This window comes from Geodermatophilus pulveris (assembly GCF_900188375.1).
Taxonomy (GTDB): Bacteria; Actinomycetota; Actinomycetes; order Mycobacteriales; family Geodermatophilaceae; genus Geodermatophilus; species Geodermatophilus pulveris.
Map to the genome: position 1 here is coordinate 277,690 of NZ_FZOO01000002.1, position 25,092 is coordinate 302,781.

21 protein-coding genes and 1 pseudogene are annotated in these 25,092 nt (G+C 77.1%); 13 read left to right on the top strand and 9 right to left on the bottom strand.

What is annotated here, in order from left to right:
- Positions 1-15: 15 nt before the first annotated feature.
- Complete coding sequence (locus tag CHB98_RS04765; RefSeq protein WP_089304452.1) at positions 16-1,395, top strand: cytochrome P450; 1,380 nt, start codon at positions 16-18, stop codon at positions 1,393-1,395.
- An 8-nt stretch (positions 1,396-1,403) separates the two neighbouring features.
- Here CHB98_RS04765 and CHB98_RS04770 read toward each other — a convergent pair whose 3' ends face one another.
- The 5 genes and pseudogenes from CHB98_RS04770 to CHB98_RS04795 form a co-directional block, all read right to left on the bottom strand.
- On the bottom strand, positions 1,404-2,129 hold the full coding sequence (locus CHB98_RS04770; RefSeq protein WP_089304453.1) for an HpcH/HpaI aldolase family protein: 726 nt from the start codon (positions 2,127-2,129) through the stop codon (positions 1,404-1,406).
- Positions 2,130-2,212: 83 nt separating this feature from the next.
- Complete coding sequence (locus CHB98_RS04775) at positions 2,213-2,719, bottom strand: hypothetical protein (protein ID WP_143424948.1); 507 nt, start codon at positions 2,717-2,719, stop codon at positions 2,213-2,215.
- A gap of 70 nt (positions 2,720-2,789) precedes the next feature.
- Positions 2,790-3,983, bottom strand: coding sequence for an FAD-dependent monooxygenase (locus CHB98_RS04780; protein ID WP_089304455.1), 1,194 nt, complete (start codon positions 3,981-3,983; stop codon positions 2,790-2,792).
- A pseudogene (locus tag CHB98_RS22640) lies at positions 3,980-4,540 on the bottom strand (UGSC family (seleno)protein). The gene CHB98_RS04780 and the pseudogene CHB98_RS22640 overlap by 4 nt, the downstream one beginning before the upstream one ends.
- Positions 4,537-5,931 (bottom strand): thiol reductase thioredoxin, encoded by a 1,395-nt coding sequence (locus CHB98_RS04795; RefSeq protein ID WP_089304458.1) that lies wholly within the window; start codon positions 5,929-5,931, stop codon positions 4,537-4,539. The pseudogene CHB98_RS22640 and the gene CHB98_RS04795 overlap by 4 nt, the downstream one beginning before the upstream one ends.
- 102 nt (positions 5,932-6,033) lie before the next feature.
- On the opposite strand from CHB98_RS04795, the gene CHB98_RS04800 reads away from it, so the two are divergent.
- From CHB98_RS04800 to CHB98_RS04815, 4 genes are all read left to right on the top strand, one after another.
- Positions 6,034-6,234, top strand: coding sequence for a hypothetical protein (locus CHB98_RS04800; RefSeq protein ID WP_089304459.1), 201 nt, complete (start codon positions 6,034-6,036; stop codon positions 6,232-6,234).
- A 57-nt stretch (positions 6,235-6,291) separates the two neighbouring features.
- Positions 6,292-6,489 carry an OsmC family protein gene (locus CHB98_RS04805; protein WP_245820927.1) on the top strand — a complete coding sequence of 66 codons (198 nt, stop codon included), beginning with the start codon at positions 6,292-6,294 and terminating at the stop codon, positions 6,487-6,489.
- 516 nt (positions 6,490-7,005) lie between these two features.
- Positions 7,006-7,350 carry a hypothetical protein gene (locus tag CHB98_RS04810; RefSeq protein ID WP_089304461.1) on the top strand — a complete coding sequence of 115 codons (345 nt, stop codon included), beginning with the start codon at positions 7,006-7,008 and terminating at the stop codon, positions 7,348-7,350.
- A 25-nt stretch (positions 7,351-7,375) separates the two neighbouring features.
- Positions 7,376-7,612: a hypothetical protein gene (locus CHB98_RS04815; protein ID WP_089304462.1), complete on the top strand. Its 237-nt coding sequence runs from the start codon at positions 7,376-7,378 to the stop codon at positions 7,610-7,612.
- 24 nt (positions 7,613-7,636) lie between these two features.
- Here CHB98_RS04815 and CHB98_RS22645 read toward each other — a convergent pair whose 3' ends face one another.
- Positions 7,637-9,526, bottom strand: coding sequence for a DUF4407 domain-containing protein (locus CHB98_RS22645; RefSeq protein WP_089304463.1), 1,890 nt, complete (start codon positions 9,524-9,526; stop codon positions 7,637-7,639).
- 224 nt (positions 9,527-9,750) lie between these two features.
- Between CHB98_RS22645 and CHB98_RS04825 the strand changes: the two genes are divergently transcribed.
- From CHB98_RS04825 to CHB98_RS22655, 8 genes are all read left to right on the top strand, one after another.
- On the top strand, positions 9,751-10,518 hold the full coding sequence (locus CHB98_RS04825) for a ParA family protein (protein WP_089304464.1): 768 nt from the start codon (positions 9,751-9,753) through the stop codon (positions 10,516-10,518).
- On the top strand, positions 10,515-10,811 hold the full coding sequence (locus tag CHB98_RS21410; RefSeq protein ID WP_179224190.1) for a hypothetical protein: 297 nt from the start codon (positions 10,515-10,517) through the stop codon (positions 10,809-10,811). The genes CHB98_RS04825 and CHB98_RS21410 overlap by 4 nt, the downstream gene beginning before the upstream one ends.
- Positions 10,812-10,879: 68 nt before the next feature.
- Positions 10,880-12,058: an MFS transporter gene (locus tag CHB98_RS04830; RefSeq protein WP_179224192.1), complete on the top strand. Its 1,179-nt coding sequence runs from the start codon at positions 10,880-10,882 to the stop codon at positions 12,056-12,058.
- 73 nt (positions 12,059-12,131) lie between these two features.
- Positions 12,132-13,847 carry a PHA/PHB synthase family protein gene (locus CHB98_RS04835; RefSeq protein ID WP_179224194.1) on the top strand — a complete coding sequence of 572 codons (1,716 nt, stop codon included), beginning with the start codon at positions 12,132-12,134 and terminating at the stop codon, positions 13,845-13,847.
- Between the two features lie 123 nt (positions 13,848-13,970).
- The gene (locus tag CHB98_RS04840; protein ID WP_089304466.1) at positions 13,971-14,918 is read left to right on the top strand and encodes an ABC transporter substrate-binding protein; all 948 of its coding nucleotides are present in this window, start codon (positions 13,971-13,973) and stop codon (positions 14,916-14,918) included.
- Between the two features lie 27 nt (positions 14,919-14,945).
- A complete protein-coding gene (locus tag CHB98_RS04845; RefSeq protein WP_089304467.1) occupies positions 14,946-15,353 on the top strand; it encodes a ferric iron reductase in 408 nt (135 codons plus the stop codon).
- Complete coding sequence (locus CHB98_RS22650) at positions 15,350-16,093, top strand: type I glutamate--ammonia ligase (protein WP_218822248.1); 744 nt, start codon at positions 15,350-15,352, stop codon at positions 16,091-16,093. The genes CHB98_RS04845 and CHB98_RS22650 overlap by 4 nt, the downstream gene beginning before the upstream one ends.
- Entirely contained in the window at positions 16,071-16,694 is a 624-nt protein-coding gene (locus CHB98_RS22655; RefSeq protein WP_218822249.1) for a type I glutamate--ammonia ligase, read from the top strand. Before CHB98_RS22650 ends, CHB98_RS22655 begins: the two co-directional genes overlap by 23 nt.
- A 13-nt stretch (positions 16,695-16,707) precedes the next feature.
- Here CHB98_RS22655 and CHB98_RS04855 read toward each other — a convergent pair whose 3' ends face one another.
- From CHB98_RS04855 to CHB98_RS04865, 3 genes are all read right to left on the bottom strand, one after another.
- Positions 16,708-17,505: an alpha/beta fold hydrolase gene (locus CHB98_RS04855; protein WP_245820928.1), complete on the bottom strand. Its 798-nt coding sequence runs from the start codon at positions 17,503-17,505 to the stop codon at positions 16,708-16,710.
- A 71-nt stretch (positions 17,506-17,576) separates the two neighbouring features.
- Positions 17,577-19,535: a 3-oxoacyl-ACP synthase III family protein gene (locus tag CHB98_RS04860; protein WP_179224196.1), complete on the bottom strand. Its 1,959-nt coding sequence runs from the start codon at positions 19,533-19,535 to the stop codon at positions 17,577-17,579.
- On the bottom strand, positions 19,532-25,066 hold the full coding sequence (locus CHB98_RS04865; protein WP_089304468.1) for an ATP-binding protein: 5,535 nt from the start codon (positions 25,064-25,066) through the stop codon (positions 19,532-19,534). The genes CHB98_RS04860 and CHB98_RS04865 overlap by 4 nt, the downstream gene beginning before the upstream one ends.
- Positions 25,067-25,092 lie beyond the last annotated feature (26 nt).

Below are 25,092 nucleotides of genomic sequence, written 5' to 3' on the forward strand. Positions count from 1 at the left end.
GGACCGGTGAGGGCGATGGAGGAGTGGGCGCGCAGCGCGCTGCGCTGGGCCACGACACAGGCGGCGATGCGCGCGGCCATCCGGGTCCGCGCCCACGCGGGCAACGCGGACGCCCAGCTCCTGGCCGACCCGGCGCTGCGCGAGGACCCGTACCCGCGCTACGAGCGGCTGCGGACGCCGGCCCCGTTCGCCGACGGCGCCCTGGCGCGGATCAGCGTCCACCACGACGTGTGCACCGACGTCCTGCGCAGCGAGGACCTCGGGCAGATCGGCGGGTTCACCACCGAGCGGCTGCCCCGGGTCCTGCGGCTGGTGCTGCGGGTGGCCGGCCCCCGGCCGGGGGTGAGCCCGATCGACCCGCCGTCGATGGTGGCCGTCGACCCGCCGGACCACACCCGCTACCGCCGGCTCGTCAGCCGGGCGTTCAGCGCCCGGGCCGTCACCGGCCTGCGCGAGCGCACCCGGGAGATCGCCGACGAGCTGCTCGACGGGCTGGAGCGCGAGGCCGCGGCGAACGGCGGCCAGGTCGACCTGGTCGCCCGCTACGCCAGCCTGCTGCCGGTCACGGTGGTCTCCGAGGTGCTCGGCGTCCCGGTCGCGATGCGCGAGCAGTTCCTCGCCTGGGGGGACCGGGCCGCGCCGGTCCTGGACCTGGGCCTGGACTGGTCCACCCACCGCGACGTCGAGCGCAGCCTGGTCGAGCTGGACGACTGGTGGCGCGGGCACCTGCAGCGGCTGCGCCGGGACCCGGGTCCGGACCTGCTGTCCCGCCTGGTCACCATGGTCGACGAGGACGGCGGCGGCCTGACCGAGACCGAGCTGCGCGCGACCGCGGCTCTGGTCGTCGGCGCCGGGTTCGAGACCACCGTCAACCTCATCGGCAACGCGGTGGCGCTGCTGTTCGCCCACCCCGACCAGCGCCGGCTGCTGGCCGAGGACCCGTCGCTGTGGCCCAACGCGGTCGACGAGGTGCTCCGCGTCGACCCGCCGGTGCAGCGGACCGGGCGCCGGGCCCGGCGGGACACGACCGTGCACGGGGTGCCCGTCGCCGAGGGCGAGTGGCTGATCCTGCTGCTCGCCGCGGCCAACCGGGACCCGCGGGTGTTCCCCGACCCGCACGTCTTCGACGTGACCCGGCCGAACGCGCGCGACCACCTCGCCTTCGCCAGCGGCATCCACTTCTGCCTGGGCGCCGCGCTGGCCCGGATGGAGGGCGAGGTCGCGCTGCAGGCGCTGTTCGAGCGCTTCCCCGGCCTCGCCCCGGCGGGTCCCGGGCGCCGCCGCCGCACGGTGATCCTGCGCGGCCACGAGTCCCTGCCCGTCGTCCTCGGCGCCCCGGCGCGGCGGGCCCGGGCGGCCCCCGGCCGGGAGCCGGCCGGCACCGGTCCGGCCTGACCCCGGGGTCAGCCCCGGGCGACGCCGAGGTGGTGGGCCAGCGCCTCGCGCAGGCAGACCGTGTCGACGGCGACCGTGGCGATGGTGGCCCCCTCGGCGACGTAGCCGGCGGCCTCCTCGCCGCTGTAGGCGTGCACCCCGACCGGCACCCCGGCGGCCACGGCGCGGGCGATGACCGACGACAGCACGCCGCGCAGCTCCGCCCGGCGCTCGGGGCCGGTGAGCTGCAGGGCCAGCGACAGGTCGCCGGGGCCGACGTACACGCCGTCCAGTCCGTCGACGGCGAGCACGGCGTCCAGGTCGTCGAGCGCGCTCGCGGTCTCCACCATCACCACCACCAGCGGCTCGTCGGCCCCGCCGGACAGCCGCCCGATGGACCGGCCCCCCGCCGGGGCGTACCGGGCGGCGGCGACGACCTCGCGGGCGTGCGCGGCGTCCCGCACGTTGGGCACGACGACGCCGCGGGCGCCGAGGTCCAGGGGCCGGCCGACGTCGGGGAACAGCGGGCTGCGGGTGCGCACCAGCGGCACCGATCCCGCCGCGGTGACCGCCGCCGCGATGCCCGGCAGGTCGGCCTCGGCGGCCGCCCCGTGCTGCAGGTCGACGACGACGAAGTCCGCGCCGGTCCCCGCCACGACCTCGCCGGTGACCGCCCCGGGCAGCTGGCTCCACAGGCCGTGGCAGGCCGTGCCCCCCGCCCAGCGCCGCCGCAGCCCGGTCTCCCTGGTCTCCATCGCCGTCCCCGCCTCCCGCCTCGGCGTCGCGGGCACCGACCGGCGGCCGCACCGGCAATCCTGCCGCAGCGGGCCGGCCCCGGTCAGCCGGCCGGGCGGACGGCCCCCGCCACCGCCGGCTCGACCATCGCCTGCTCGTAGCAGCCGTGCAGCAGGACCAGCCGGTCCAGCAGCCGGTCCACCCAGGCCGCCGAGGTGCGCACCGGCTCCGGCTCGGACATCAGCGACCAGAACAGCCGGTCGACGTCCCGGCCGGACCGGCAGGCCCGCCACAGCGCCGGGGCCGGGCGGACGCCCAGGGCGTCGGTGAGGTGCCGGGCGGCCGCCCGCCGCAGCCGGGCGACGGCCGCGGCCTGGCCGCCCTCTCCCGCGGGGACGGCCAGGCCGATCGCCCGGCCGAGCAGGGGCACCAGCCGGGGCCGGTCGGCCGCGGACAGCACGTCGTTGGCGTGCCGGAGGACGGCGGCCAGCTCCGCGTCCACGCAGGCCGGCGCGTCGCCGAACGGCTCGCCCGCCAGCAGCGCCGTGTACTCCAGGAAGCAGGCGCCGCGCTCGGGGCGCCGGTGGCGGCCCCGGGCCAGGACGGGCATCGACGCCGGGCCCTCGGACGTCGCGGTCCTCGCGCTCACCCCGGCGCGCGCCGCGGGCGGGCGGCGCACCTCAGGCCGCCCCGGTCACGGGGGCGTCCCAGTCGACGTGGTGCGCGCGCACCCAGGACTGCGGGTCGCGGCCGCGGGCGACGGCGCGGCGCAGCAGCACCGGCATCACCAGGTCGCGGACCACCCGGCCGACCGGCGGGGGCGACTTGGCGCTGCTCACCCCGAAGCCCTGGGCGACGACCCGCTCGACCCGCTCCCGGCGCAGCCCCTCGAACACCGTGAAGGCCTGCGGCACCGGCAGGTCGCGCAGGCAGCGGGCGAGGACGACGGCGTCCTCGATGGCCAGCGAGGAGCCCTGCCCGGAGGCCGGGGAGGTGGCGTGCACCGCGTCCCCGATGAGCACCGTGTGCCCGCGGTGCCACCGCGCCACGCGGGGCACGTCGTGGGTCGCCCAGCCGCGCAGCGGGGCGCGGGTGGCCTCGACCAGGGCCAGCGCCGGGGACCGGTCGTCGCGGTAGAGCTCGTGCAGCCGGCGGCGCCACTCGGCGTCCGACGTCCCGGCGACCTCGGCCTGCGCCGGCTCCCGCGACACCGGCGGGTTGGCGAACCACCAGGTGTCGCCGGACGGCATGCGCAGGTAGCCGAAGAAGGCCCGCCGGCCGAAGACCATGGTCAGCCGGCCGACCTCGGCGCCGGGCGGCACGTGCTCGGAGACCCCGGCGGTGTTGAGCACCGGGACGAACCGGGGCGGCGGGGCGCCCGGGTCGACCAGCGTGCGGAGGGCGGAGCGCACGCCGTCGGCGCCGATGAGCACGTCGGCGGAGTCGGTGCTGCCGTCGGCGAACACGGCGGTCACGCCGTCGCCGGTGTCGTGCGCGTCGACCAGCCGGGCGCCGTAGCGGATGTCGACGCCGCGGCGGAGGGCCTCCTCGTGCAGCGCCCGGTACAGGTCGGCGCGCCGCAGGGACACGCCCGCCGCGCCCCCCGTGCCCGTCGGCACCTCACCGAGCACCCGGCCGGTCCCGCTGCGGAACTCGATCACCGGTGTCGGGAAGCCCACGTCGAGGACGGCCTGCTCGGCGTCGATCGCCCGCAGCGCGTCCAGTCCGTTGACCTGCACGCCGAGCCACGCGCCGACGTCGTCGGCCGCGGCCGGCCGCATCTCGTGCACGGTCGCCTCGATCCCCGCCCGCTGCAGGGCCATGGCCGCCACGGGTCCGGCGACCCCGCCGCCGATGACGAGCGCGCGCGTCATCCCCCCGACCTCCTCGTCCGGTCGTCCCCCGCCGCACCGGGCGGCGCGGCGGTCACTGCGGCCACCACCGCGGGGTGCACCCGCTCGGCGACCTCCCGCAGCTCCGCGTCCGTGCGGTCCTGCACCGGGTGCGGCACCAGCACGTGCGGGGCCGGGAACCCCAGGGCAGCGCCCTGGGCGCGGGCGGCCTCGGCGAACACCTCGCTGGCGAGGAAGACCCCCACCACGCCGCGGCGTTCCAGGTCGGCGATGTCGTGCACACTGCACGACGTGCAGGAGCCCTAGTCGGCCAGCGCCTCGACGACTACCTCGCACTGCTCGGTGATCCGCTGTCGCAGGTCCAGCGGGGCGACCCGGGCGAAGGTCGGCTTGCGGTAGCGGCGCACGGTCGCGCCGTCCGCGGCGAGCAGCTCGGCCAGCCGGTCGAGGACGACGTCGCCGCGGGCCTTGCCGATGTCGAGCAGCCCCACCGTGCGCCCGCGCAGCGACGCCGGCCGGGGCAGCGGCGCGCGCTCCGCCGGCCGCCGCTCGCCGGTGGGGTCGAGGACCGTCGTCACACCCGCACCTCCCGCGTCACCGGGGCGCTGCCGGTCTCACCGGCGACCCACCCGCCGACGATCGCACTGAACAGCCCGGCGTCGCCACCGGCGTGCGCCACCAGCAGGCCGCCGGGCCGGAACTTGGGCACGTCACCGTCGCCGGCCCCGGGCGGCAGGCCCTCGGCCATCCCCCCGGCCCCCCGCACCAGCTCGCCGGCCGGCAGCCGCAGCAGCCCGTCCAGCTCGGCCAGCAGCCGGGTGCGGTCCCAGCCGGCCTCCCGCAGCACCCGGCCGTGCTCCGGGGAGACGACCAGCATCGCGTCGAAGGCCAGCGGCAGCTTGGGGTGGGCGTTCACCCGCAGGCAGGCGGCGAACGTCCGGGCCAGGGACTCCGCGTCCCGGCTGAGCTGGTCGACCACCGGCTGCACCCCGGCCCCGGCGAAGACGGTGACCGCGTCGCCGGGCACCCCGCGGTCGGCGGCCAGCGGCGCGAACGGGCTACCCTCCTCGCGCTCGGCGAAGCAGAAGGTGAGCTTGCCCGGGTTGCCCAGGGTGGCCCGGTCCACCTCGCCGGGGCGGCCGCCGCCGACGTTGCGCACCACCAGTTGCAGCGCCCGGCCGATGGTGGCGTTCGCCCGGTTGCCCTGACCCAGGGCGTTGACGCCGCTGTTCATGCCGACCCGGGCGGCCACCGGGCCGTTGACGACGACGACGGGTCCGGAGAAGTAGGTGGTGGCCAGCAGCCCGTGCAGCGCGAACTCCTCGGCGCACGCCGCCTCCACCGCCGCGAGGACGACCGGCAGGTGCTCGGGCCGGCAGCCGGCCATGACCGCGTTGACCGCGACCTTCTCCACCGTGCACGGCACCAGGTCCGGCGGGACGACGGCGACCACCTCGCCGGGGTCGCAGGTGGTGCCGCGCAGCATCCGCACCACCCGTTCCGGGGTCGGGGGGACGACGGGCAGCCCGTCGGTCCAGCCGCGGTCGAACAGCGCCTCGTGCTCGTCCTCCAGGTCGGCCAGCTGCACCCGCCGGCTGGCCAGCCGGCCGCCGTGGCGGGCCTCCAGCGCGTCGGCGCGGGACGGGTCCACCGACAGCGACCCGCAGCCGGGCCGGTGGTCGGGCAGGCCCTCGCCCAGTCCGGGGACGCCGGTCAGCTCGGCCCACTGCTCCCGGCTCCAGCCGACCGTGCGCGCGGTCTCCCGGCCGCCGTCCACCCGGAGCAGCGTCGGCACCGTCTCCACGCCCAGCCGGTGGGACAGCTCCAGGGAGGTGTCGTCGCCGTCGAACCAGTCGGGGTCGTCCTGGCACCACACCGCGGCGCCGAGCTCCCGCAGCACCGGCTCGACCAGCAGGCAGGTGGGGCAGTCCCGCTTGACGACGGCGACCAGCCCGTCCGGCAGCTGCACGAGCCGGACCCTAGCCCACGCACGGGCGCACCGGCCGGTGTGCGGTTCCCCGGGGCGGGCACTGGGCATGGCGGTCAGGACCGACGAGGAGAGGGAGGGCGAGTGTCCGATATCGCGTACGTGTCCGAGGTCCGCGTCGAGCGCCTGGGCGGGCCGCTGCGCGCGGCCCACCTGCCGGGCGAGGAGCAGCCGACCGTGTACGGCATGCACGGGGCCGTCGCCGAGCACTACGGCATGGAGCCGGGTTCGGCCCCCAGCCACGCCAGCACGATCGACCACCTCGTCGGCGCCGCCCTCGGTTAGCTCACCGGGACGTTCGCCGGGGCCCTCGCGGCCCGGCGGATCGACCCCACCGGTCTGGTGGGGCACGCGCGCGGTGAGGTGGTGCTCGAGGGCCGGGTCCTGGTGGTCAAGCGGATCGCGGTCACCTACACGGGGCTGGACGTCGCCGACGAGGACGCGGAGAAGGTGCAGCGGGTGCTCGCCGTCCACGCGGACGGGTGCCCGGTGGCTCGCAGCATCCGGGGGTCGATCGACATCACCACCCGGCTCGGCTGACGGGCCGGCGCTGCCCACCGGAGCCCAGGTCGGGGGCGCAGCACCTGCAGGCCCACCCGGGTGGCCTCCGGGTCGACGGTGGCGACCGCTCCCCCGGTGCCCACGGCGAGCGGCGCCTCGACCGGCACCGGGACCGGCACCGGCTCGCCGGCGGCGGCCCCGCCGGGCCCGGCGGCGGCGAGCAGCCCGGTCGACAGACCGGCCAGGGCGAGCAGCGTGGTGCGTCGACGGGTCATGACGTCCCCTCCGGCGGAGTCGACCTGCCGGCCCATCGCACACCCGGCCGGCGGCCGGCGCCGCCGCGGTCGCGGGCCCGGCGGACCGACCCGGACGGGTGGCGGACCCCGTGCCGGGGGCCGCGGGCGCGTAGCGTGGCCGGTGCGGGACCGTCCGGTGCCCGCACCACCGACCCGGCGCCGACGGCAGCGCCGCCCGCCCGGGTCCGCGGCGCCGATCCGGCGCCCACCACCGCGGAGCGGCCCCCGGCCCCCGCCCGTCCCCGTTGGGAACCCCTGCATGAGCGCACCCGCTCTCACCTTCCTCGCACCGCCGCCCACCGGCTACGACCCGGCCGACGACCTGGCCGACGACCCGGCGGACGACCCGGCGGAGGGTGCCGCCGCCGTCCGGCCGGCCCTCCGGCGCGGACCGGCTCCGGCGCTGCGGATGACCCGCGGCGCCCGGGAGGCCGCCGCCGGTGCCCGCATCAGCGACGCCGACGTGCGGCGCTGCCTGGACTCCCCCGACGAGGTGTCCCCCGACGCGGACACCCCCTCTCGCACGCACGTCCGCCGCGGCACCCTCGTGGTGCTGACCGCCGCCGACGGCACCGTCCTGCGGGTCAGCCGCCGCGGCCGCTGACCGGCACCCCGCCGAGAGGAGCCCCATGACCACCCACCGCGGCCGCTGCGCCGAGGCCCACCTCGGCTGCCCCTGCCGGGGCGACGTGGCCGTCCACGAGGAACGCGCCCGCGTGGTCGCCGAGGCCCGCACCCGGGCCGGCGAGTCCGTCGACTGCCCCGAGTGCGGCTCCCCCACCTCGCCGCTGTCCCTCGTCACCTGGGGGAACTGCCGGGCCTGCCGCACCGCGCAGTCCCGTCGCGTGGACCCGCTGCGCTGGTGACCGCGGGCGGCCGCCGCCCGGGCGTCAGACCGACGTCGGGACGCGCCCGCCGCGGCCGGTGACCGTCCGGACGGTCCGCACCGCGGCGTCGCGGGCCAGCCCCAGCGGGTTCAGGTCCCACGGCCAGCGCGGGCCCGCCGCGGCCGCGGCGTCCCGCGCCGCCTGCTGCTCCAGCTCCACCCGCGCGGCCTCCAGCTCTGCCCGCGCCGCCTCCAGCGCCTCGGCCGCCCGGTGTGCCTCGGCCGCCTCCCGGGCCTCGGCGGCCCGCCGCGCCGCGGCCGCCCGCCGCGCCTCGGCCGCCCGCCGCGCCTCCGCGGCCGCCCGCGCCGCGGCCGCCTCCTGCGCCTCGGCCGCCCGCCGCGCCTCGGCGGCCTCCTGACGGGCGAGGATCACCTGCTTCTGGCGCTCCACCCGCCGCCCCTCGGCCGCCTCGGTCGCCTCGGCCGCCCGCCGGGCGTCGGCCGCCTTCCGCGCCTCGGCCGCGGCGGTCGCCTGCCGGGCCTCGGCCGCCCGCCGCGCGCCGGCCTCGCGCCGGGCCTCGGCCGCCCGGCGTGCCTCCGCGGCCTCCCGGGCCTCGGCCGCCCGGCGTGCCTCGGTCGCCTGCTGGCGGGCGAGGATCAGCTGCTTCTGGCGCTCGACCCGCCGCACCTCGGCGGCCTCCGCCGCCGCGCGCTCCTCGGCCGCCCTCGCCGCCTCGACGGCGTGCTGGCGCGCCAGCAGCTCCTGCCTCCGGGTCTCCACCCGTTCGGACTCCGCCATGAGCAGCAGCTCGACCTGCGCCCGCTCCACCCCCAGCCGCACCCGCTGCTGCAGCCGCATGGTCTCCACGTCGTCGTGGTCGCGCAGCGCGGTGACCTCGTCGTAGGCGCTCGGCGGGGCCAGGTTGAGCAGCACCTTCACCAGCACCGGCATCAGCTCGACGCAGACGAAGAGCAGCGACAGCACCAGGTGGGCCAGCTGCAGCGTGGTGTCGCGGTCGCCCAGCCGGCTCAGCGCCTGCAGCCGGATGAGGATGCCGTCGGCGTCGTCGTTGGTGGCCTCGAACGCGGCCTGCAGGCGGTCCTGCTCCGCGGTGAGGGCGGCGAGCGTGGCCTCGTCGGCGACGAGGTCGGCCTGCGCCTGCGCGGCGCTGCGCGCCCCGGCACCCTCGGCGGCCGCCACCGCGGCGTCCAGCCGGGCCCGGGCGGCGGTCACGACGGCGGCCTGCGTGTCGGCCGCCGCCCGCGCACTCCGGTAGGCCCCGCCGTCCCCGGCGTCCCCCGTGCCGCAGGTGCCGTCCATCTCGCACTGCGCCTTCGCCACCAGCTGCTGGTGGGTGCCGACCGCCTCGTCGTACGCGTCCTGCTCGGCCGCCAGCCGGCGGGTGACCGGCTCCAGTGCCGGGTCGGCCTGCCCGCCGCTGGCGACGACCGCCTGCTGCGCGGCGATCCGCTCGCGCAGCGCCGGGAGCTGCCGGAAGCGGGCGTCGGCGTCCAGGCCGGCCCGGTAGGCGTCCGCCGCCTCGGCCTGGATCGACGCGACCTCCGTGTCGATCTCCGGGGCGAACACCCGCAGGGTGAGCGGCGTGGCGATGACCGCGCCCAGCACCAGCGCCAGCCCGACCCGCGGCACGGCCAGGACGACGGTGCGGCGGACGGAGGCGTCGTGCGCCATCCCGACCAGCAGCATCCGGTCGAGGTTGACGATCACCGCGCCCCAGCCCAGCCCGACGAGCAGCGCCACCGGCCACGAGGCGCCCAGCGCCATGTGCACCGCGAACGACGCCGACAGCACGGCCAGCGCGCCGGTGCTCAGCAGCACGCCGCCCAGGGCGACGAACCGCGCGCGGGCACGGGGCGCGGCCGCGAGGACGTCGGGGTGGGCGCCGGCGAGCGCGGCCAGCGCGTCGCCGGTGCGCCGGCACGGGGCAGTCATCGCGGCACTCCTCCCTGGCGACCGGGGTCGGCCGTCGCCTCGGCTGCCTCATCGGCGGGCGGGGCGGGCGGCGTGATCGCGCAGGGGCGGTGTCCGGGCGGCCGGCCCCGGTGCAGGACACCGTGGGTGGTGACACCGAGCCCGGTGCGTCGGCTGTGGCGCCCGACACGGCCGCGGCGGCCCGGCGGCGGCAGGATGCGGCGGGTCGTCCGCACACTGTGCCCATGCGCCTGGCTGTCAGTTCCTCCAAGGGGGGTGTGGGCAAGACGGCGGTGGCCGCCAACCTGGCCGTCGCCCTCGGCCGCCACGGCCGGGTGCTCGCCGTGGACGTCGACCCGCAGGACAGCCTGGGCCGGGCCTTCGGGGTGGTCGCCACGTCCGGCGACGACAGCCTGGCCGCCCTCCTCGAGGACCCCTCCCGCGACGCGCGGGCCGTGGTGCGGCACGACGTCGCGCCCGGGCTGGACCTGCTGCCGTCGCACCCGTCGCTGGAGACGGCGGCCACCCACCTGGCCACGACCGGCGGGCTGGTGACCAGCGTCCGGCGGGTGCTGCGGCCGCTGGTGGGTGCCTACGACCACGTCGTCCTGGACACCCGCGGGGACCTCGGCGGGCTCACCCTCGCCGCCGTCTGCGCGGTCGACGCGGTGCTCACCGTCTACACCAGCGACCCGGGCTCGGCCCTCGGCGTCGCGCGCGTCGCGGCGTTCCTGGAGCAGCAGCGCACCTACGAGAACACCTCGGCGGTGCTGGTCGGGGTCGCCTGCGCGGTCTGGGACCAGCACGGCCGCGCGGCGCGCGAGGTCGCCGGCGCGCTCGACGGCACGGACCTCCCCCTGCTCCTGACCCGCGTGCCGCTGTCCCGCCGCGTGCCGACCAGCACGCTGGCCAAGCGCCCGGTCGTCCTGTCCCACCCCACGAGCCCCGTGGCGGTCGCGTACTGCGCGCTCGCCGACGAGGTCCTCACCGCCTCCGAGAGGGTCCCGCGATGACGACTCCCGACCGACCGCGCCCCCGAGCGACCCGCTCCAGCGCCCTGCGGGACGACCTGCTCGACGACCTGCGCCAGGCCGCGCCGGTCCCGGCGGCGCACCCGGTGCGCCCGGCGGCCGCGCCGCCGGAGGAGCGCCGCGGCACGGCGTGGGTGCGCACGGCGATGCCGCGGCCGACGCTGGAGCTGCGCGTGACGCTGTGGCAGTGGTCCGCGCCCGACGTGCGGCGGCTGCGCGGCGGCGTGGTCCTCAGCGCCGGGCCGGTGCGGCTCTCCCTGACCGGCCTGGGCTGACCCCGCGCCCGGCCGGGCGCCGCAGCACCCCGGCTCGGGCGCGGCGGGGAGCCGGTAGCGTCCGGCGGGTGCCGGACGCCACGCTGCCGCGCGAGGGCACGCGGCGGCGGCTGGACGCGCTCACCCTCGGGCTGTTCACCGTGGCCCTGGGCACCAACATCCCCACCCCGCTGCTGCTGGTCTACCGGCGCACGCTCGGCCTGTCCGACGCCGACCTCACCGCCGTCTTCGGCTGCTACGCCCTCGGCCTGATCGCCGCGCTGAGCGTGTCCGGCGCGCTGTCCGACCGGTTCGGCCGGCGGGCGCTGGTGCTGCCGTTCGCGGTGCTCGCGGGCCTGGTGTCGCTGCTGTTCCTGCCCGCCGCGGGCGACCTGTCCCTGCTGTTCACCGGCCGGCTGCTGCAGGGGGTCGTGTCCGGTGTGGTGTTCTCCGTGGCCAACGCCTGGCTGCAGGAGCTCGCCGGGCCCGACGGCCAGCAGTCGGCGGCCACCCGCGGTGCGGTGTCGACGTCCCTGGGGTTCGCCGTCGCCCCGGCGATGAGCGGGGTGCTCGCCCAGTACGGCCCGGCGCCGACGACGCTGCCCTACCTGGTGCACGTCGCCGTCCTGGTCGTCGGGCTCGGCGCGCTGCTGACCGTCCCGGAGACCGTGCACGTCCGGAGCCGGGGCCGGCTCATGACGCTCGGCCTGCCGGCGGACGCGCGGCGGCCGTTCTGGGCGGTGCTGGCGCCCACCGCCGTCGGCGTGTTCGCCTTCCCCGCCGTGGCGGCGACCCTGCTGCCGCTGCTCGTGGTCCGCGACGGCGTCGGCGTCGCCTACGCCGGCCTGATCGCCGGGCTGGCCCTGGCGGCCAGCGCGGTGACCGCCCGCCTCGGACGCCGGGCGCCGCGCGGGGCCGCGCCGCTGGGCATGGTGCTCGGGGCGCTGGGCCTGGCGACCGGGGTGGCCGCGGTGGTGGCCGGCTCGGGGCCGCTGCTGCTCCCGGCGACGCTGGTGCTCGGCGCGGGTGGCGGGCTGTGCCTCACCGCCGGGCTCACCCTCACCGCCCGGCTGGCGCCGCCGCAGGCGCGGGGTGCGATGAACAGCGCCTTCTACGCGTTCGCCTACACCGGCTTCGGCACCCCCCTGCTGCTGGCCTGGCTCGGGTCGCTCCTCGGCGCCGTCCCGGCGCTGTCCGCGTTCGTCGCCGTGCCGGCCGCGCTGGCCGCCTGGCTGTGGCGGGAGCTGCGGCCCCGCGCGGGCGGCTGACGGGGGTACACCGGGCCCGCGAACGGCTACCGTCACCCCCGTGCAGTGACGCACGTCACAGAGGGAGACCGCGGTGACCACCACGACAGCACGGACGCCGGACCGGCAGGAGCCGCGACCGCAGGACGAGCCCGAGGCGCTGGCCTCCGTCGAGGGGGCCGAGGCCCCCGGCCTGCCCTCCCCGCGCGGCATGGCGCGGGGCCTGCTGGCCACGCTGACCCAGCCCCGGCCGGTGGCCCGCGAGGCCCTGCGGCTGACCCGGGACGCCGCCCGCATCCTGCGCGGCACCGGCGAGATCGCCCCCTCGCCGAAGGACGCGCGGTTCGCTGACCCCGCCTGGTCCACCCACCCCGGGTACCGCCGGCTGCTGCAGTCCTACCTGGCCACGACGGCGTCGCTGGACCGCCTGGTCGCCGACTTCGAGGCCGGCGGCGCGGACTGGCGCGAGGTCGAGCAGGTGCGGTTCGTGCTCACCGCGCTGACCAGCGCGATGGCGCCCACGAACACGCTGCTCGGCAACCCGGCCGCGCTCAAGCGGGCGTTCGACACCGCCGGGCTCAGCCTGGCCCGCGGCACCCGCAACGCGCTGCGCGACCTGGTGCGCAACGGTGGCATGCCCGCTCAGGTCGACCGCAGCGCCTTCACCGTGGGCACGGACCTCGGGGTCACCCCGGGCGCGGTCGTGCACCGCGACGAGGTCATCGAGCTCGTCCAGTACACGCCGGCGACGGACACGGTGCGGCAGCGGCCGCTGGTCATCGTGCCGCCGCCCATCGGCCGCTTCTACTTCCTGGACCTGCGGCCGGGGCGCAGCCTGGTCGAGTACCTGGTCAGCCGCGGGCTGCAGGTGTTCATGGTCAGCTGGCGCAACCCGACCCCCGAGCAGGCCGAGTGGGGTTTGGACACCTACGCCGGTGCCGTCGTCACCGCCGTCGACGTCGCCCGGGAGGTCACCGGCTCCGAGGACGTCACCACCCTCGGCCTGTGCGCCGGCGGCCAGGTGATGACGACGGCGCTCAACCACCTCGCGGCGACCGGCGACGACCGGGTCCGCGCCGCCGGCTACGCGGTGACCCTGCTGGACTTCTCCGGGCGGGCGCCGCTGGGCGCCTTCTCCGGCCCGCGGCTGCTGGACCTCGCCGGGCGCAACTCCCGCCGCCGCGGGGTCATCACCGCCCGGCAGATGGGCTCGGTGTTCACCTGGATGCGCCCCGACGACCTGGTCTTCCCCTACCTGGTGCGCCAGTGGCTGATGGGCGAGGACCCGCCGGCGTTCGACATCCTCGCCTGGAACGCCGACGGCACCAACCTGCCCGCCCGGCTGCACGAGCAGTTCCTGGAGATCTTCGCCGGCAACGCGCTGGTCCGGCCAGGAGCGATGCGGGTGCTCGGCACGCCGGTGCACCTGAGCCGGATCACCGTCCCCACCTTCGTCACCGGCGCGCTCACCGACCACCTCACCCCGTGGGACGGCTGCTACCGCACCACCCAGCTGCTGTCCGGCCCGAGCACCTTCGTGCTCAGCAGCAGCGGGCACATCCAGAGCCTGGTCAACCCCCCGGGCAACCCCCGCTCGCGCTACTGGACCGGCGGGGAGCCCGGCCCGGACCCGCACGCCTGGCGGGCGGCGGCGCAGGAGCACACCGGCAGCTGGTGGGAGCCGTGGTCGGAGTGGGCGATCGGGCACTCCGGCGCGGAGGTGCCCGCGCCCGCGGCCCTGGGCAGCGCGGCCCACCCGCCGCTGGAGCCGGCCCCCGGCTCCTACGTCCGGGACCGCGTCCCGGGCTGACCCGGCCGGCGGGTGCCGGCGGCCGGGGTGCACCGGTCGGCGGGCGGGCCGGGACGTCTGCTTAGGTGAGGCTGCCCTAAGCCACGCGGGCCGGCCGGTCCGCCCCTGCCCGGAGGAGACACCGTGCGCCTGCGCTCGCTCACCACCGCCCTCATCGCCGCGACGGCCCTCTCCGCCTGCGGCACCGCCGCCGAGGACACCGCCGACGACACCTCGGAGGCCGCCCAGGCGACCACCGCCCCGGAGACCCGGTCGGTCACCCACGTCCTCGGGACCACCGAGGTCCCGGCCGACCCCCAGCGGGTGGTCACCCTGGACACCCCGCACCTGGACACCGCGCTCTCCCTCGGCCTCACCCCGGTCGGCTCGGTGCAGTCCGACGTCGCCACCGGCCTGCCGGCCTACCTGGGCGACCGCGCGCAGGGCATCGAGCTCGTCGGGACCATCGAGGAGCCCGAGCTGGAGGCCGTCGCCGCGCTGGAGCCGGACCTGATCCTGTCCTCGAGCGTGCGGCACGAGCAGATCTACGACCAGCTCAGCGCGATCGCACCCACCGTCTTCACCGACTACACCGACGGCTGGCGGGCGATGTTCACCACCACCGCGGACACCCTCGGCCGGGCCGCCGACGGCGAGGAGGCGCTGGCCGGCTACGACGCGCGCGCCGAGGAGGTCGGCGCGGCCGTGGGCGCCGCGGGCGCGACCGCGTCGATCGTGCGCTTCCTGCCCGACGAGACGCGGATCTACGGGCCGGAGACCTTCTCCGGCAGCGTGCTCACCGACGTCGGGTTCGGCCTGCCGGAGCTGGCCTACGACGAGTACTCGATGGCCTACGTCAGCGCCGAGCAGATCGACCAGGCCGACGCCGACGTGGTCTTCTCCACCGCCTACGGCGACCCCGCCGCCACCACCCAGGCCAGCGTGACCGCCGTCTGGGACTTCCTCGAGGCCGTCCCGGACTGCGCCTTCGCGGTGGACGACGACGAGTGGATGCTCGGCATCGGCCTGATCGGCGCGGAGAACGTCCTGTCCGACGTCGAGACGCTGCTGGCCGACGGCACCTGCCTCTGAGCGCCCCGGTCCGGGCGCGGCCACCCCCTGGACCCAGGACCCCGGCGCACGCCTCGGCTGCCGGAGCGCGCCGACGCGGTGCTGGTCCGCTGGCCGGCGGCCCAGATGGCGCACAGCATCACCAGCGCCGTCCTCGCCGGGCACTCCCGGTTCCTCGCCGGCGTCGCCGAGGAGCACCTGGGCGTCCCGGAGGACGACTTCTGGGCGCTGGTGCGCGACGCGCTGCTCGGCTGGCGGGCCGGCCACCCCGACCGCGCCGCGGAGTTCGACGCGCTGGGCCTGCTGGCGCCGGAGGTCGGGCGGGTGGCGCTGAACCGGGAGCACCGGACCGGCGGCGGGTTCCACGACCGCGCCGAGCGCGACGCCGCGCCGGACGTCGTGCACGGCTCGGTGCCCAACCCGGTGGCCGCCGTCCCCGCGGGGGTGCCGGCGTGACCACCCTCGCGGAGCTGCGCGCCGAGGTCGACGCGGGCCACGTCGAGGAGGTCGTCCTGGCCATGCCGGACCTCGCCGGCCGGCTGCAGGGCACCCGGCTGTCGGCCCGGCACTTCCTGGACAGCACGGTGACCGAGGGGTTCGGCGCCTGCACCTACCTGCTGACCACCGACGTCGACACGGCCGTCACCGCGCCGTCGCCCGGGCCGGACCCGGAGGGCACCGGCTTCGGGGACATGGTGCTCGTGCCGGACCTGGCCACGGTGCGGCCGCTGCCGTGGGACCCGGGCACCGTGCTGGTGCTCGCCGACCCGCGGCACCCCGGCGGCGGCCCGGTGGCGGTCGCGCCGCGGCAGGTGCTGCGGGGCCAGGTGGACGCGCTGGCCGGGCACGGCCTGGTGCCGTTCGCCGGGGTGGAGCCGGAGTCCCGGGTGTTCACCGGGTCCTACGCCGACGCAGCGGCGGCCGGCTGGTCCCGGCTCACCCCGGCCACCCGCACCGGGGTGGACTACGCGCTGGTGGGCCTGGAGGGGATGGCGGCGCTGACCCGCCGGCTGCGCCGGGAGACCGTCGCGGCCGGGCTGCGGCTGGAGTCCGCCCGCGGCGAGTGCGCCCCCGGCCAGTACGAGATCGTGTTCCGCTACGACGAGGCGCTGGCCGCGGCCGACGCGGCGGCGTTCTACCGGACCCTGCCAGGCAGATCGCCCGCAGGAGGGCATGGCGCTGACCTCCATGCCTGAGTACGACGGCGCGGAGGGCAACTCCTGCCAGCTGCACGTCAGCCTCCGCAGCCCCGACGGCACCCCGGTGCTCGCCGGGGACGGCGCGCACGGCGAGTCGGCCCTGCTGCGCCGGGTGCTGGCCGGCCAGCTGGCCTGCCTGCGCGAGCTGACGCTGCTGTTCGCGCCGACGGTCAACGCCTACAAGCGGCTGCGCCCGGGCGCCTCCGCCCCCATCTCGGTCGCCTGGGGGCCGGACGACCGGCTGGCCGCGCTGCGCCTGGTCGGCTCCGGTGCGTCGCTGCGCCTGGAGCACCGGGTCCCCGGCGGCGACGCCGACCCGCACCTGGCGCTGGCCGCGGTGCTGCTCGCCGCGCGGCACGGCATCGAGCACGACCTGCCGCTGCCCGACCCGGTGCGCGGGGCGCCCGGGCCGGACGCGGCGACGCTGCCGGCCTCCGTGGCCGAGGCCGCCGACCTGCTCGACGGCAGCGCCGTCGCCCGCGAGGGGCTGGGCGACGCGCTCGTCGACGCGCTGGTCGCGGCGGCGCGCGCGGAGTGGGCCGGGTACACGGGGTCGGTGTCGGAGTGGGAGCGGGCCCGCTACTTCGAGCGCCGCTGACCCGCGCCGCCGGTCAGGGGACGCCGGGCGCCCGGGCGAGCAGCGCGCGCAGCTCGGCGGCCATCGCCTGCGGGTACTGCAGCGGCACGAAGTGGGTGCCGGCCAGCACCCGCAGCCGGGAGCCGGGGACCGCGCGCGCCGCCGCGCGCACGTCGGCGACGTCGATGAGGGTGTCGTGGCTGCCCGCCACGAAGGTCACCGGGCAGCGCACCGGCGCGATGTCGAGCGGGGGGTGCTCGGCGACGGCCAGCGCCAGGTGCCGGTACCAGTGCCAGTCGTGCCGGGAGAACTCCTGCAGCACCTGGTAGAGCGCGGCCGGGTGGGCGGCCTCGCGGGCCGGGCCGAGCAGCCCGGACAGCGAGGCCAGCTGCTGCCAGGGCGGCAGGCCGGCGACGAGCACCGGCACCAGCGGGCCGACCACCGGCAGCAGCCGGCTGCCCAGCCGCCCGGCGGACGGCCGCCACCGCCGCGGCACCCCGTAGGGGGCGAAGACCGACGCCGAGCTGCCGCCCGGGACGCCGGCGACGGCCAGCACGGCGCGCACCCGGTCGGGTTGCTCGAGGGCCAGCTCGAAGGCCACGTTGACGCCCAGCGACCAGCCGACGACCGCGGCCGACGGCAGGTCGAAGGCGTCGAGCACCGCGCGGGCGTCGTCGGCGTGGTCCTCCACCCGCACCCGGGTGGGGTCGGCCGGCCGCTCGGAGCCGCCCAGGCCGCGGTGCGACCAGCTGACCACCCGGAACCCGCCGTCCGGCGCGGTGACCTGCGGCCAGGCCGCGGGCGGCGCGCCCAGCCCGTTGCACAGCAGCACCGCCGGGCCGCTGCCCCCGTTGCACCAGGCGCGCAGCCGCGTCCCGTCCGCGCTCCGGACCGTCCGGCTGCTCAGCCGAAGGCCTCCTGCACGCCGTCGGAGCCCTGCGCGGACCCGTTCGGCTCCCGCACGGCCGGCGCCGACGCGCCGTCCTGCGGCACCGGGGCGGACTGCACCGCGACGACGGCCGGGTCCACGCGCATCACCGCGTAGCCGGCCACGGCGCCCGCGCCGAAGCCGGGCGCGAACACCCGCAGCGGCGCGGTGATGACGCCGTCGCGCACCGCGTCGTGGATGGCCAGCGGGATGCTCGCCGAGGAGGTGTTGCCGACCCGCTCGATGTTGAAGTAGAGCTGGTCGGCGGTCAGCCCGGCCCGCTCGGCCAGGCCGATCACCATCGTCTTGTTCGCCTGGTGCGGCACGATCAGCTCGACGCTGTCCAGCAGCGAGCCCTCCCCGCCGTCGGGGTGCGGCAGCGCGGAGATCTCCTCGATCATCTGGGTCAGGTAGCGGCCGGCCAGCGCCTTCACCTGCGGCCCGAACACGGTGATGTTGTTGTCGAACTCCGGGTTGGGCCACAGGATCGAGTTGACCTCGCTGGCCGGGCCGCTGGCGTAGGTCTTCATCACGTCGAAGTCGGTGCCGGCGCCCTCCGGGGCCGGGCCGACCACCAGGCCCGCGGCGCCGTCCCCGAAGATCATCCGCGACGTCCGGACGTTGCCGATCTTGTCGGAGAACTTCTCCACGCAGACGACCAGCACCGGCCGCTCCACCTCCTGCAGCAGCCGGGTGGCCTCGGCGACGCCGTAGGGCATGCCCGCGCAGGCGGCGATGATGTCGTAGGCGGCGTAGACCTGGTGCATGCCGAGCTGGCCGCACAGGTAGGTGGCCAGCGACGGGATGAGCCGGGAGCTGGTGCAGGTGGCGACCAGCACCGCGCCGATCTCCTCGGGCTCCCGGCCGGCCTTGGCCAGCGCCGCCTCCGCGGCCTGCAGGGCCAGCTCCTCCAGCGGCAGCGAGCTGTAGCGGCGCTGCTCGATGCCGGTCTTGCTGCTGATCTCCTCGGCGCTCATCGGCGACCAGTTGTAGGCGGTGTTGCGGATCAGGTCCTCGTTGCTGCAGGCCTGGTCGCCGTGCACCGCCGCCAGCGCCTCCAGCCGCGGCAGCACGTCGAACCGCTGCCGCACGTCGACCGCCGGGTAGGGCCGCACCGGCGGGCGGGACTCCCGGGCGGTGGGCGCGTGCCGCGGCGCGGCCTGCGCGCGCAGCCGGCGCAGGAACGCCCGCACCTCCTTGTCCCGCGGGTGGAAGGCGACCACCCAGTCGTCGTCCCTGAGGTCACCGGCCGCGGCCAGCTCCACCTTGGACCGCTCCCACGGGTACTGGTTGTGCAGCACCATCGCCCAGCGGTGCAGCGCGGTCAGCTCGGGCACGTCCTCGTCGACGTCGAGGATGTCGTCGTAGTCGTAGACCGGGTAGTCCGGGTCGTAGTCGGGCAGCCGGAAGGTCAGGTTGCCGGGCTGCTCGAGGAACTCCGCGACCGTGGGCTTGACGGCCGGCAGCGTGGAGGCGTGGTGCCGGCGGTTGGCGAAGACGTCGAAGAGGACCTCGAAGACCCGGTCCTCGCACGGGCTGTCCCACCGCGACGGCAGCTGCGGGTAGGCCTGCTGCACGCCGGAGACCTTGGCCTCGCCGTCCTCCCACGGCTCCAGCACGGGCAGGAACACGTCGGAGCGGCTGCGCGGCAGGTCGCGCCAGCGGGTCGGCCGCTTCTCGTACATGGTGATCGAGAAGCGGTTGGCCCAGAACAGGTTGAGCGCCATGTCGCGCATCAGGTCGTACCGGGTGGCGTAGCCGCCGGTGCGGACGCGCTCGAGGATCTCGGTGCCGCTGGGGGCCTTGGTCTCGAAGTCCCGACGGATGACGCTGTCGAGCTGCTCGAGGGTCTCCATGGTGGAGAAGTCCAGCTCCGGGATGATGTTCGAGGGGAACACCATGCGGCCGTGCCGGTTCAGGACGAAGGCGTTCACGACGGGTCCTTCCTGGCTGACGGTGCTTCGGGGACGGCGCGGTCCATGCCGCGCTCGACGGCGGCGATGAGCCGGGGGCGCAGTTCGGCGGCGGGGATGATGGCGTGCACGGAGCCCGTCCGACGGGCCCGCTCGATGTCGTGGACCGCCTCGAACTCGGCGGCGACCTCGCCGAGCTTCTCCGACCGGACGGCACTGCGCACGCCGGCCAGCTGGGCGCGCAGGTGCGCCTGGCCGGCGCTGTCGGCCGCGGCGATCTGCGCCTCGAGGTCGCGCACCCGCGGGTCGGCGCCGGTGCGCTTGTCGACCTCGCGGGCGAACACGACCGCGGCGGCCGGGGCCCCGCCGATGACCGACGCGTAGGAGCCCTCGACGGCGAGGACCTCCATGTTGTCGTTGAGGACGCCGGAGAACACGACGAAGGCGCCGCCGTGGTAGCGGGACACCACGCAGAAGACGATCGGGCCGTCGAAGTTGGTGATGGCCCGGCCGATCTCCGCGCCGTACTCCAGCTGCCACTTGCGCAGCGACTCCGGGGACCCGTCGAAGCCGGACAGGTTGGCCAGCACGACCAGCGGCCGGTTGCCGCTGGCGGCGTTGATCGCCCGCGCGGTCTTCCACGACGAGCGGGGGAACAGCGTGCCCGCGGTGAACTGGTCCGGCCCGTCGGCAGGGTGGCTGCCCCGCCGCGGGATCGGCCGGGACTCCACACCCAGCACGGTGACCGGGTGCCCACCGAGGTGGGCGTCGAGGACGACGGCCGTGTCCGCGTCGGCCATCCCGGCCCACCGCTCGAGCACCGGGTGGTCCTGGTCGGTCACCGCCCGCATGACGGTGCGGATGTCGAACGCCTTCTTGCGCTCGGGGTTCCTCTCGGCGGAGAACACGTCGCCGACGCGGGTGAACTCGCTGTCCGGGTGGGTGTGCGGGTGGTCGCGGACGTCCCGGTCGCGGGGGTCGGTGGTCACCGCCGGCCGGGGGAAGCGCTCCCCGGGGGCCCGGTAGGCGTGGTCGTAGTGGCGGAACAGCACGTCGAGGGCGCCGGTGAGGTCCGGCGCCCAGTACTGCGCCTGGCCGTTGGGCCCCATGACGCGGTCGTAGCCGCCGATGCCGAAGTTGTCCTCCGCGGACACCCCGCCGGAGTAGTCCAGGGAGTGCTTGCCGGTGAGCACCATCGCGCTGTCCGGCGTCATCACCAGGATGCCCCTGGTGTGCATGAGCATCGTGGCCTCGGCGTTCCAGTACGGCTGGGCGCCGACGTTGATGCCGGTGACGACGACGTTGACCTCCCCGCCGGCCTGGGTGTACTCGATGATCCGGCGCAGCGCCCGGGACACCCAGTCCATGTTCTCGGTGCCGCTGTCCATGGAGATCCGCGCGCCGGAGGACAGCGCGAACCACTCCACCGGGATGCCGCGCTCCTCGGCGAGGTCCAGCGCGGCGACCACCCGGGCGCACTCGGGCTCGGCGACGGTGCCCAGCGCCCGGGTTGGGTCGCCGAACAGCGCCACCCGGGTCATGCCCTCGGGGTAGCGCTCGGTCGGCGTGGTGACCAGGCCGGCGACGATGCCCGCCTTGTTCTGCCCCGGCGGGCGCTGCACCGGGACCAGCCGGCCCTCGGCGTCCAGGTCGTGCTCGACGAAGGAGCCGTCCGGGCCGGCCAGCAGCGGGGCCAGCTCGTAGGGGTAGGGGGCGCCGCGGGCCCGCGAGCTGAGCACCTTGGCGGTGTAGTCGTCCAGCGGGCGCATGGGCGCGGTGGGCCGGTCGGTGACCTCCATGCGCACCCCGGCGCCGGGCCGGTAGGAGAACCGCAGCGCGACGTCGCGCGGCGGGTGGCCGTCGGCCTCCTGCAGCCGGGCCAGCAGCACGATCTGGTCCAGGCCGGCGCCCACGGTCAGCGGCGCCGACGTGCGCGCGAACTGGGCCACCTGCTGCAGCGGCACCTCGATCGACGGCCAGGCGTACAGGTGCACCCGGTTGTGCTCCAGCGGCCGGGCGGACCGGCCCTGCGACCGGCGCTGGGTCTGGGCCCGCCGCAGGCTGTCCAGGCAGGCGGTGAGCTGGCGCTCGATGGTCGGGAAGCCGGTGACCTCGCCGTGCTCGTCGCGCACCGGGGTCAGGTCGCGGACCTCGGCCATGGCGACGAACCGCTCGTCGTTCGGGTTCTCCTTGGCCCGGACGTGCAGCAGGTAGGTGTCCTCCGCCGAGGGCAGCCGCTCGCCGTCGAACTCCTTGAGCCGCCAGATCTGGAAGCGCTGCGCGGTGAGCGGGTGCAGGCCGCGGATCACCCGCTCCTCGGCCAGTCCCTCCTCCTCCGACGGCCGGTAGGTGAGCGTCTCCACGCCGCCGTCCCGGGTGCACACGGTGACCGTCACCCGGCGGCCGGTGCGCAGTGCCGGGACGCCGGCCAGCACGGCGCGCAGCCGGTCGGACAGCGCGTCGGCGTCGGCCGGGCGGTCGGGCCAGTCGACGTAGAGGTCGACGACCACCTGGCTGGGGTCGGCGACCTCGGCCAGCACGCCGGCCAGGGCGCTGAGGGCCCGGGACAGCCGCGGCTGCTCGGTCATCAGCGCGACCAGGTGCAGCCGGGCGCCGGCCAGGTCGTACTCCGCGGTGACGCAGGTGTCCCCGTCGAGCAGGGTGGCGCGCACGCCCTCCAGGTCGCGGCTGCGGTAGTAGCGGCGGGTGAGCACCTCCAGCACCGGGTCCGGGACGGCGGTGGACCGGCCGAAGCGCTCGGCCAGCAGCCGCACCAGCGGCTCGGGGCTGGCGACCAGCGCCTCCGTGCGCCGGATGGACTCCGCGGTGTCCCCGCGGGCGGCGGCCTCGTCGAGCTCCCCGAGCAGCCGCCGCGCGTCCTCGAGCACCTGCCGGCGGGCCTCGAGCAGCAGCGGCTCCTCGAACCAGCGGTACCGGACGGCGCGGGCCAGGTCCCCGAGGGTGGGGTGGCGCAGCTGGGTGGCGACGACGAGCCGGTCGAGCACCTCGGCGACCTCGGCGGCGGCCGGGCCCTCGGGCGGGCGGTCGGCGGACAGCCAGCGGTCCAGCAGCGCGGAGACGGCGGGCAGCTGCTCGCCGACGCGCTGCTGGGCGAGGAACACCCGGTGCACCGCCTCGGTGAGCGCGGCGCTCGGCTCCAGGTCGTGGACGCCGTAGTGGGCGAGCACCCGCTGCAGCCGGGCGCGGAAGGCCTCCGGCAGGCCCTCCCGCTCGGCGTCGAGGGAGTGCAGGTAGGCGTGGAAGTACTCCCGCGGGCTGTGGACCTGGGTGTCGGCCTCCTCCTCCTCGCTGGCCGGCCGGTTGCGGGACAGCTCGGAGACGTCGGCGAAGGTGATCAGCACGTCGAGCTCGGCGGCCAGCAGGTCGGCGTCGTCGACGGGCAGCTCCTCGCGGGCCGCGGCGTACTCGGCCACCAGCTGCCGGGCGTGCCGGCCGCTGACGTCGTAGCCGGTGACCAGCGCCCGCAGCGCCGCCAGCCGCGCCAGCGCCCGCGCCCGCGGGTCGTCGTCGGGTGCCCGGTCCACGCCGGGCAGCGCCACCCGCTCGCCCTCGGCCTCCTCGACGTCGCCGCCGGCCCGGTCCAGGGCCAGCAGCGGGGCGCCGGCGTCGACCTGGCTGTTCACCACGGCCCGCACCTCGCGCACCCGGCCGGCGAACGGCGCCCGCACGGCCGTCTCCATCTTCATGCTCTCCAGCACCGCGACCGGCTGGCCGGCCTCCACCTCGTCGCCCGGCGCGACGCGGACGGCGACGACCACGGCCGGCGCGGGCGCGCGCACCACGCCGCCGACGTCCCGGGACACCCGGTGGGTCTCGCCGTCCACCTCGACCAGGGAGGAGCCGGGGGCCTCGGCGGCGACCACGGAGTACCGCCGTCCGCCGGTGGTCAGGCGGCTCTCCAGCCGGTTGAGCCGGTCGACCTCGACGTCGACGTCCCGCCCGTCGAGCCCGACCCGGTACTGGTCGCGGTCCACGGTGGCGACGGTCAGCCGGTACACCTGCCCGCGCATGCCGAGCTCCACGGTGCGGCCCACCTCGTGCGGCGCGCGGGGGCGCCCGCCGCGGGCGGAGGCCAGGAAGGCCAGCCGTTCCTGCTCGACCTCGGCCTCGGCCAGGTCGACGGCCACCTGCACGAGGGCCACCCACGCGTTCTCGGCCGGCCGGGGGCCCGCGGTGCCCGCGCGGTCCAGCCAGGCGGTGTCGGCGGTGCCGTCGACCACCTCCGGGCGGTCGAGCAGGTCCAGCAGGAAGGACTTGGTGGTGGTGCCGCCGGAGAGCACCACGGTGGTCTCCCGCAGCGCGCAGCGCAGCCGGGCGAGAGCCTCCGGGCGGTCCCGGCCCCAGGCGATGACCTTGGCGACCATCGAGTCGTACTGCGGCGGGATGACGTCGCCGACGCCGATGCCGGTGTCGACGCGCACGCCGGGCCCGGTGGGCAGGCGCATCAGCTCGACCCGCCCGGGGGCGGGGGCGAAGCCGGCCTCGGCGTCCTCGGCGGTGAGCCGGGCCTCGACGGCGTGCCCGACGGCCGGGGGCGGGTCGCCCTCCAGCCGGCCGCCGGCGGCCACGTGCAGCTGCAGCTTGACCAGGTCCAGCCCGGTGGTCTCCTCGGTGACCGGGTGCTCCACCTGCAGCCGGGTGTTGACCTCCAGGAAGGTGAACAGCTGCTCGGCGGGCTGGTACAGGAACTCCACGGTGCCCGCGCCGACGTACCCGGCGGCGGCGACCAGCGCGGTGGCCGAGGCGCGCAGGGCGGCGTCCTGCTCGGCGGTCAGGGCGGTGGAGGCGGACTCCTCCAGCACCTTCTGGTTGCGCCGCTGCACCGAGCAGTCCCGCACCCCCGGTGCCCACACGGTGCCGTGCTGGTCGGCGATGACCTGGACCTCGACGTGCCGGCCGCCCTCGACCAGCCGCTCCATGAACACGACCGGGTCGCCGAAGGTGCGCTCGGCCTCCGCACGGGTGCGGGTCAGGGCCTCGTCGAGCTCGGCCTCCGAGCGCACCACCCGGATGCCGCGCCCGCCGCCGCCGCTGCGGGACTTGACGATGAGTGGGTAGCCGATGGCCGCCGCGTGCCGGCGGCCGTCCTCGGCGTCCTCGACCGGGCCGCTGCTCCACGGGGCGACCGGGACGCCGGTCTTCTCGGCCAGCACCTTGGCCTCGATCTTGGCGCCGAGCAGCCGCATCGCCTCCGGCGGCGGCCCGATGAAGGTCACGCCGAGGTCGGCGCACAGCTCGGCGAAGGCGGGGTCCTCGGCGACGAACCCCCAGCCGACCCAGGCCGCGTCGGCGCCGCTGGCACGCAGGGCGCGGGCCAGCTCGGCGTGGTCGAGGTAGGGGCTCACGGCACCGCCGCCGCGCAGGACGACGGCCTCGTCGGCGGCGCGGACGAACGTGGCCCGGCGCTCCTCCTCGGTGTGCAGCGCCACGACGCGGGTGTGCGTGCCGTGCTCGGCGTCGAGCTCCCGCACCGCACGGATCAGCCGGAGGGCCGGCTCCCCACGGTTCACGACGGCGATGCGGTGGAACACCCGAGCTCTCCTCACGTCCGGTGGAT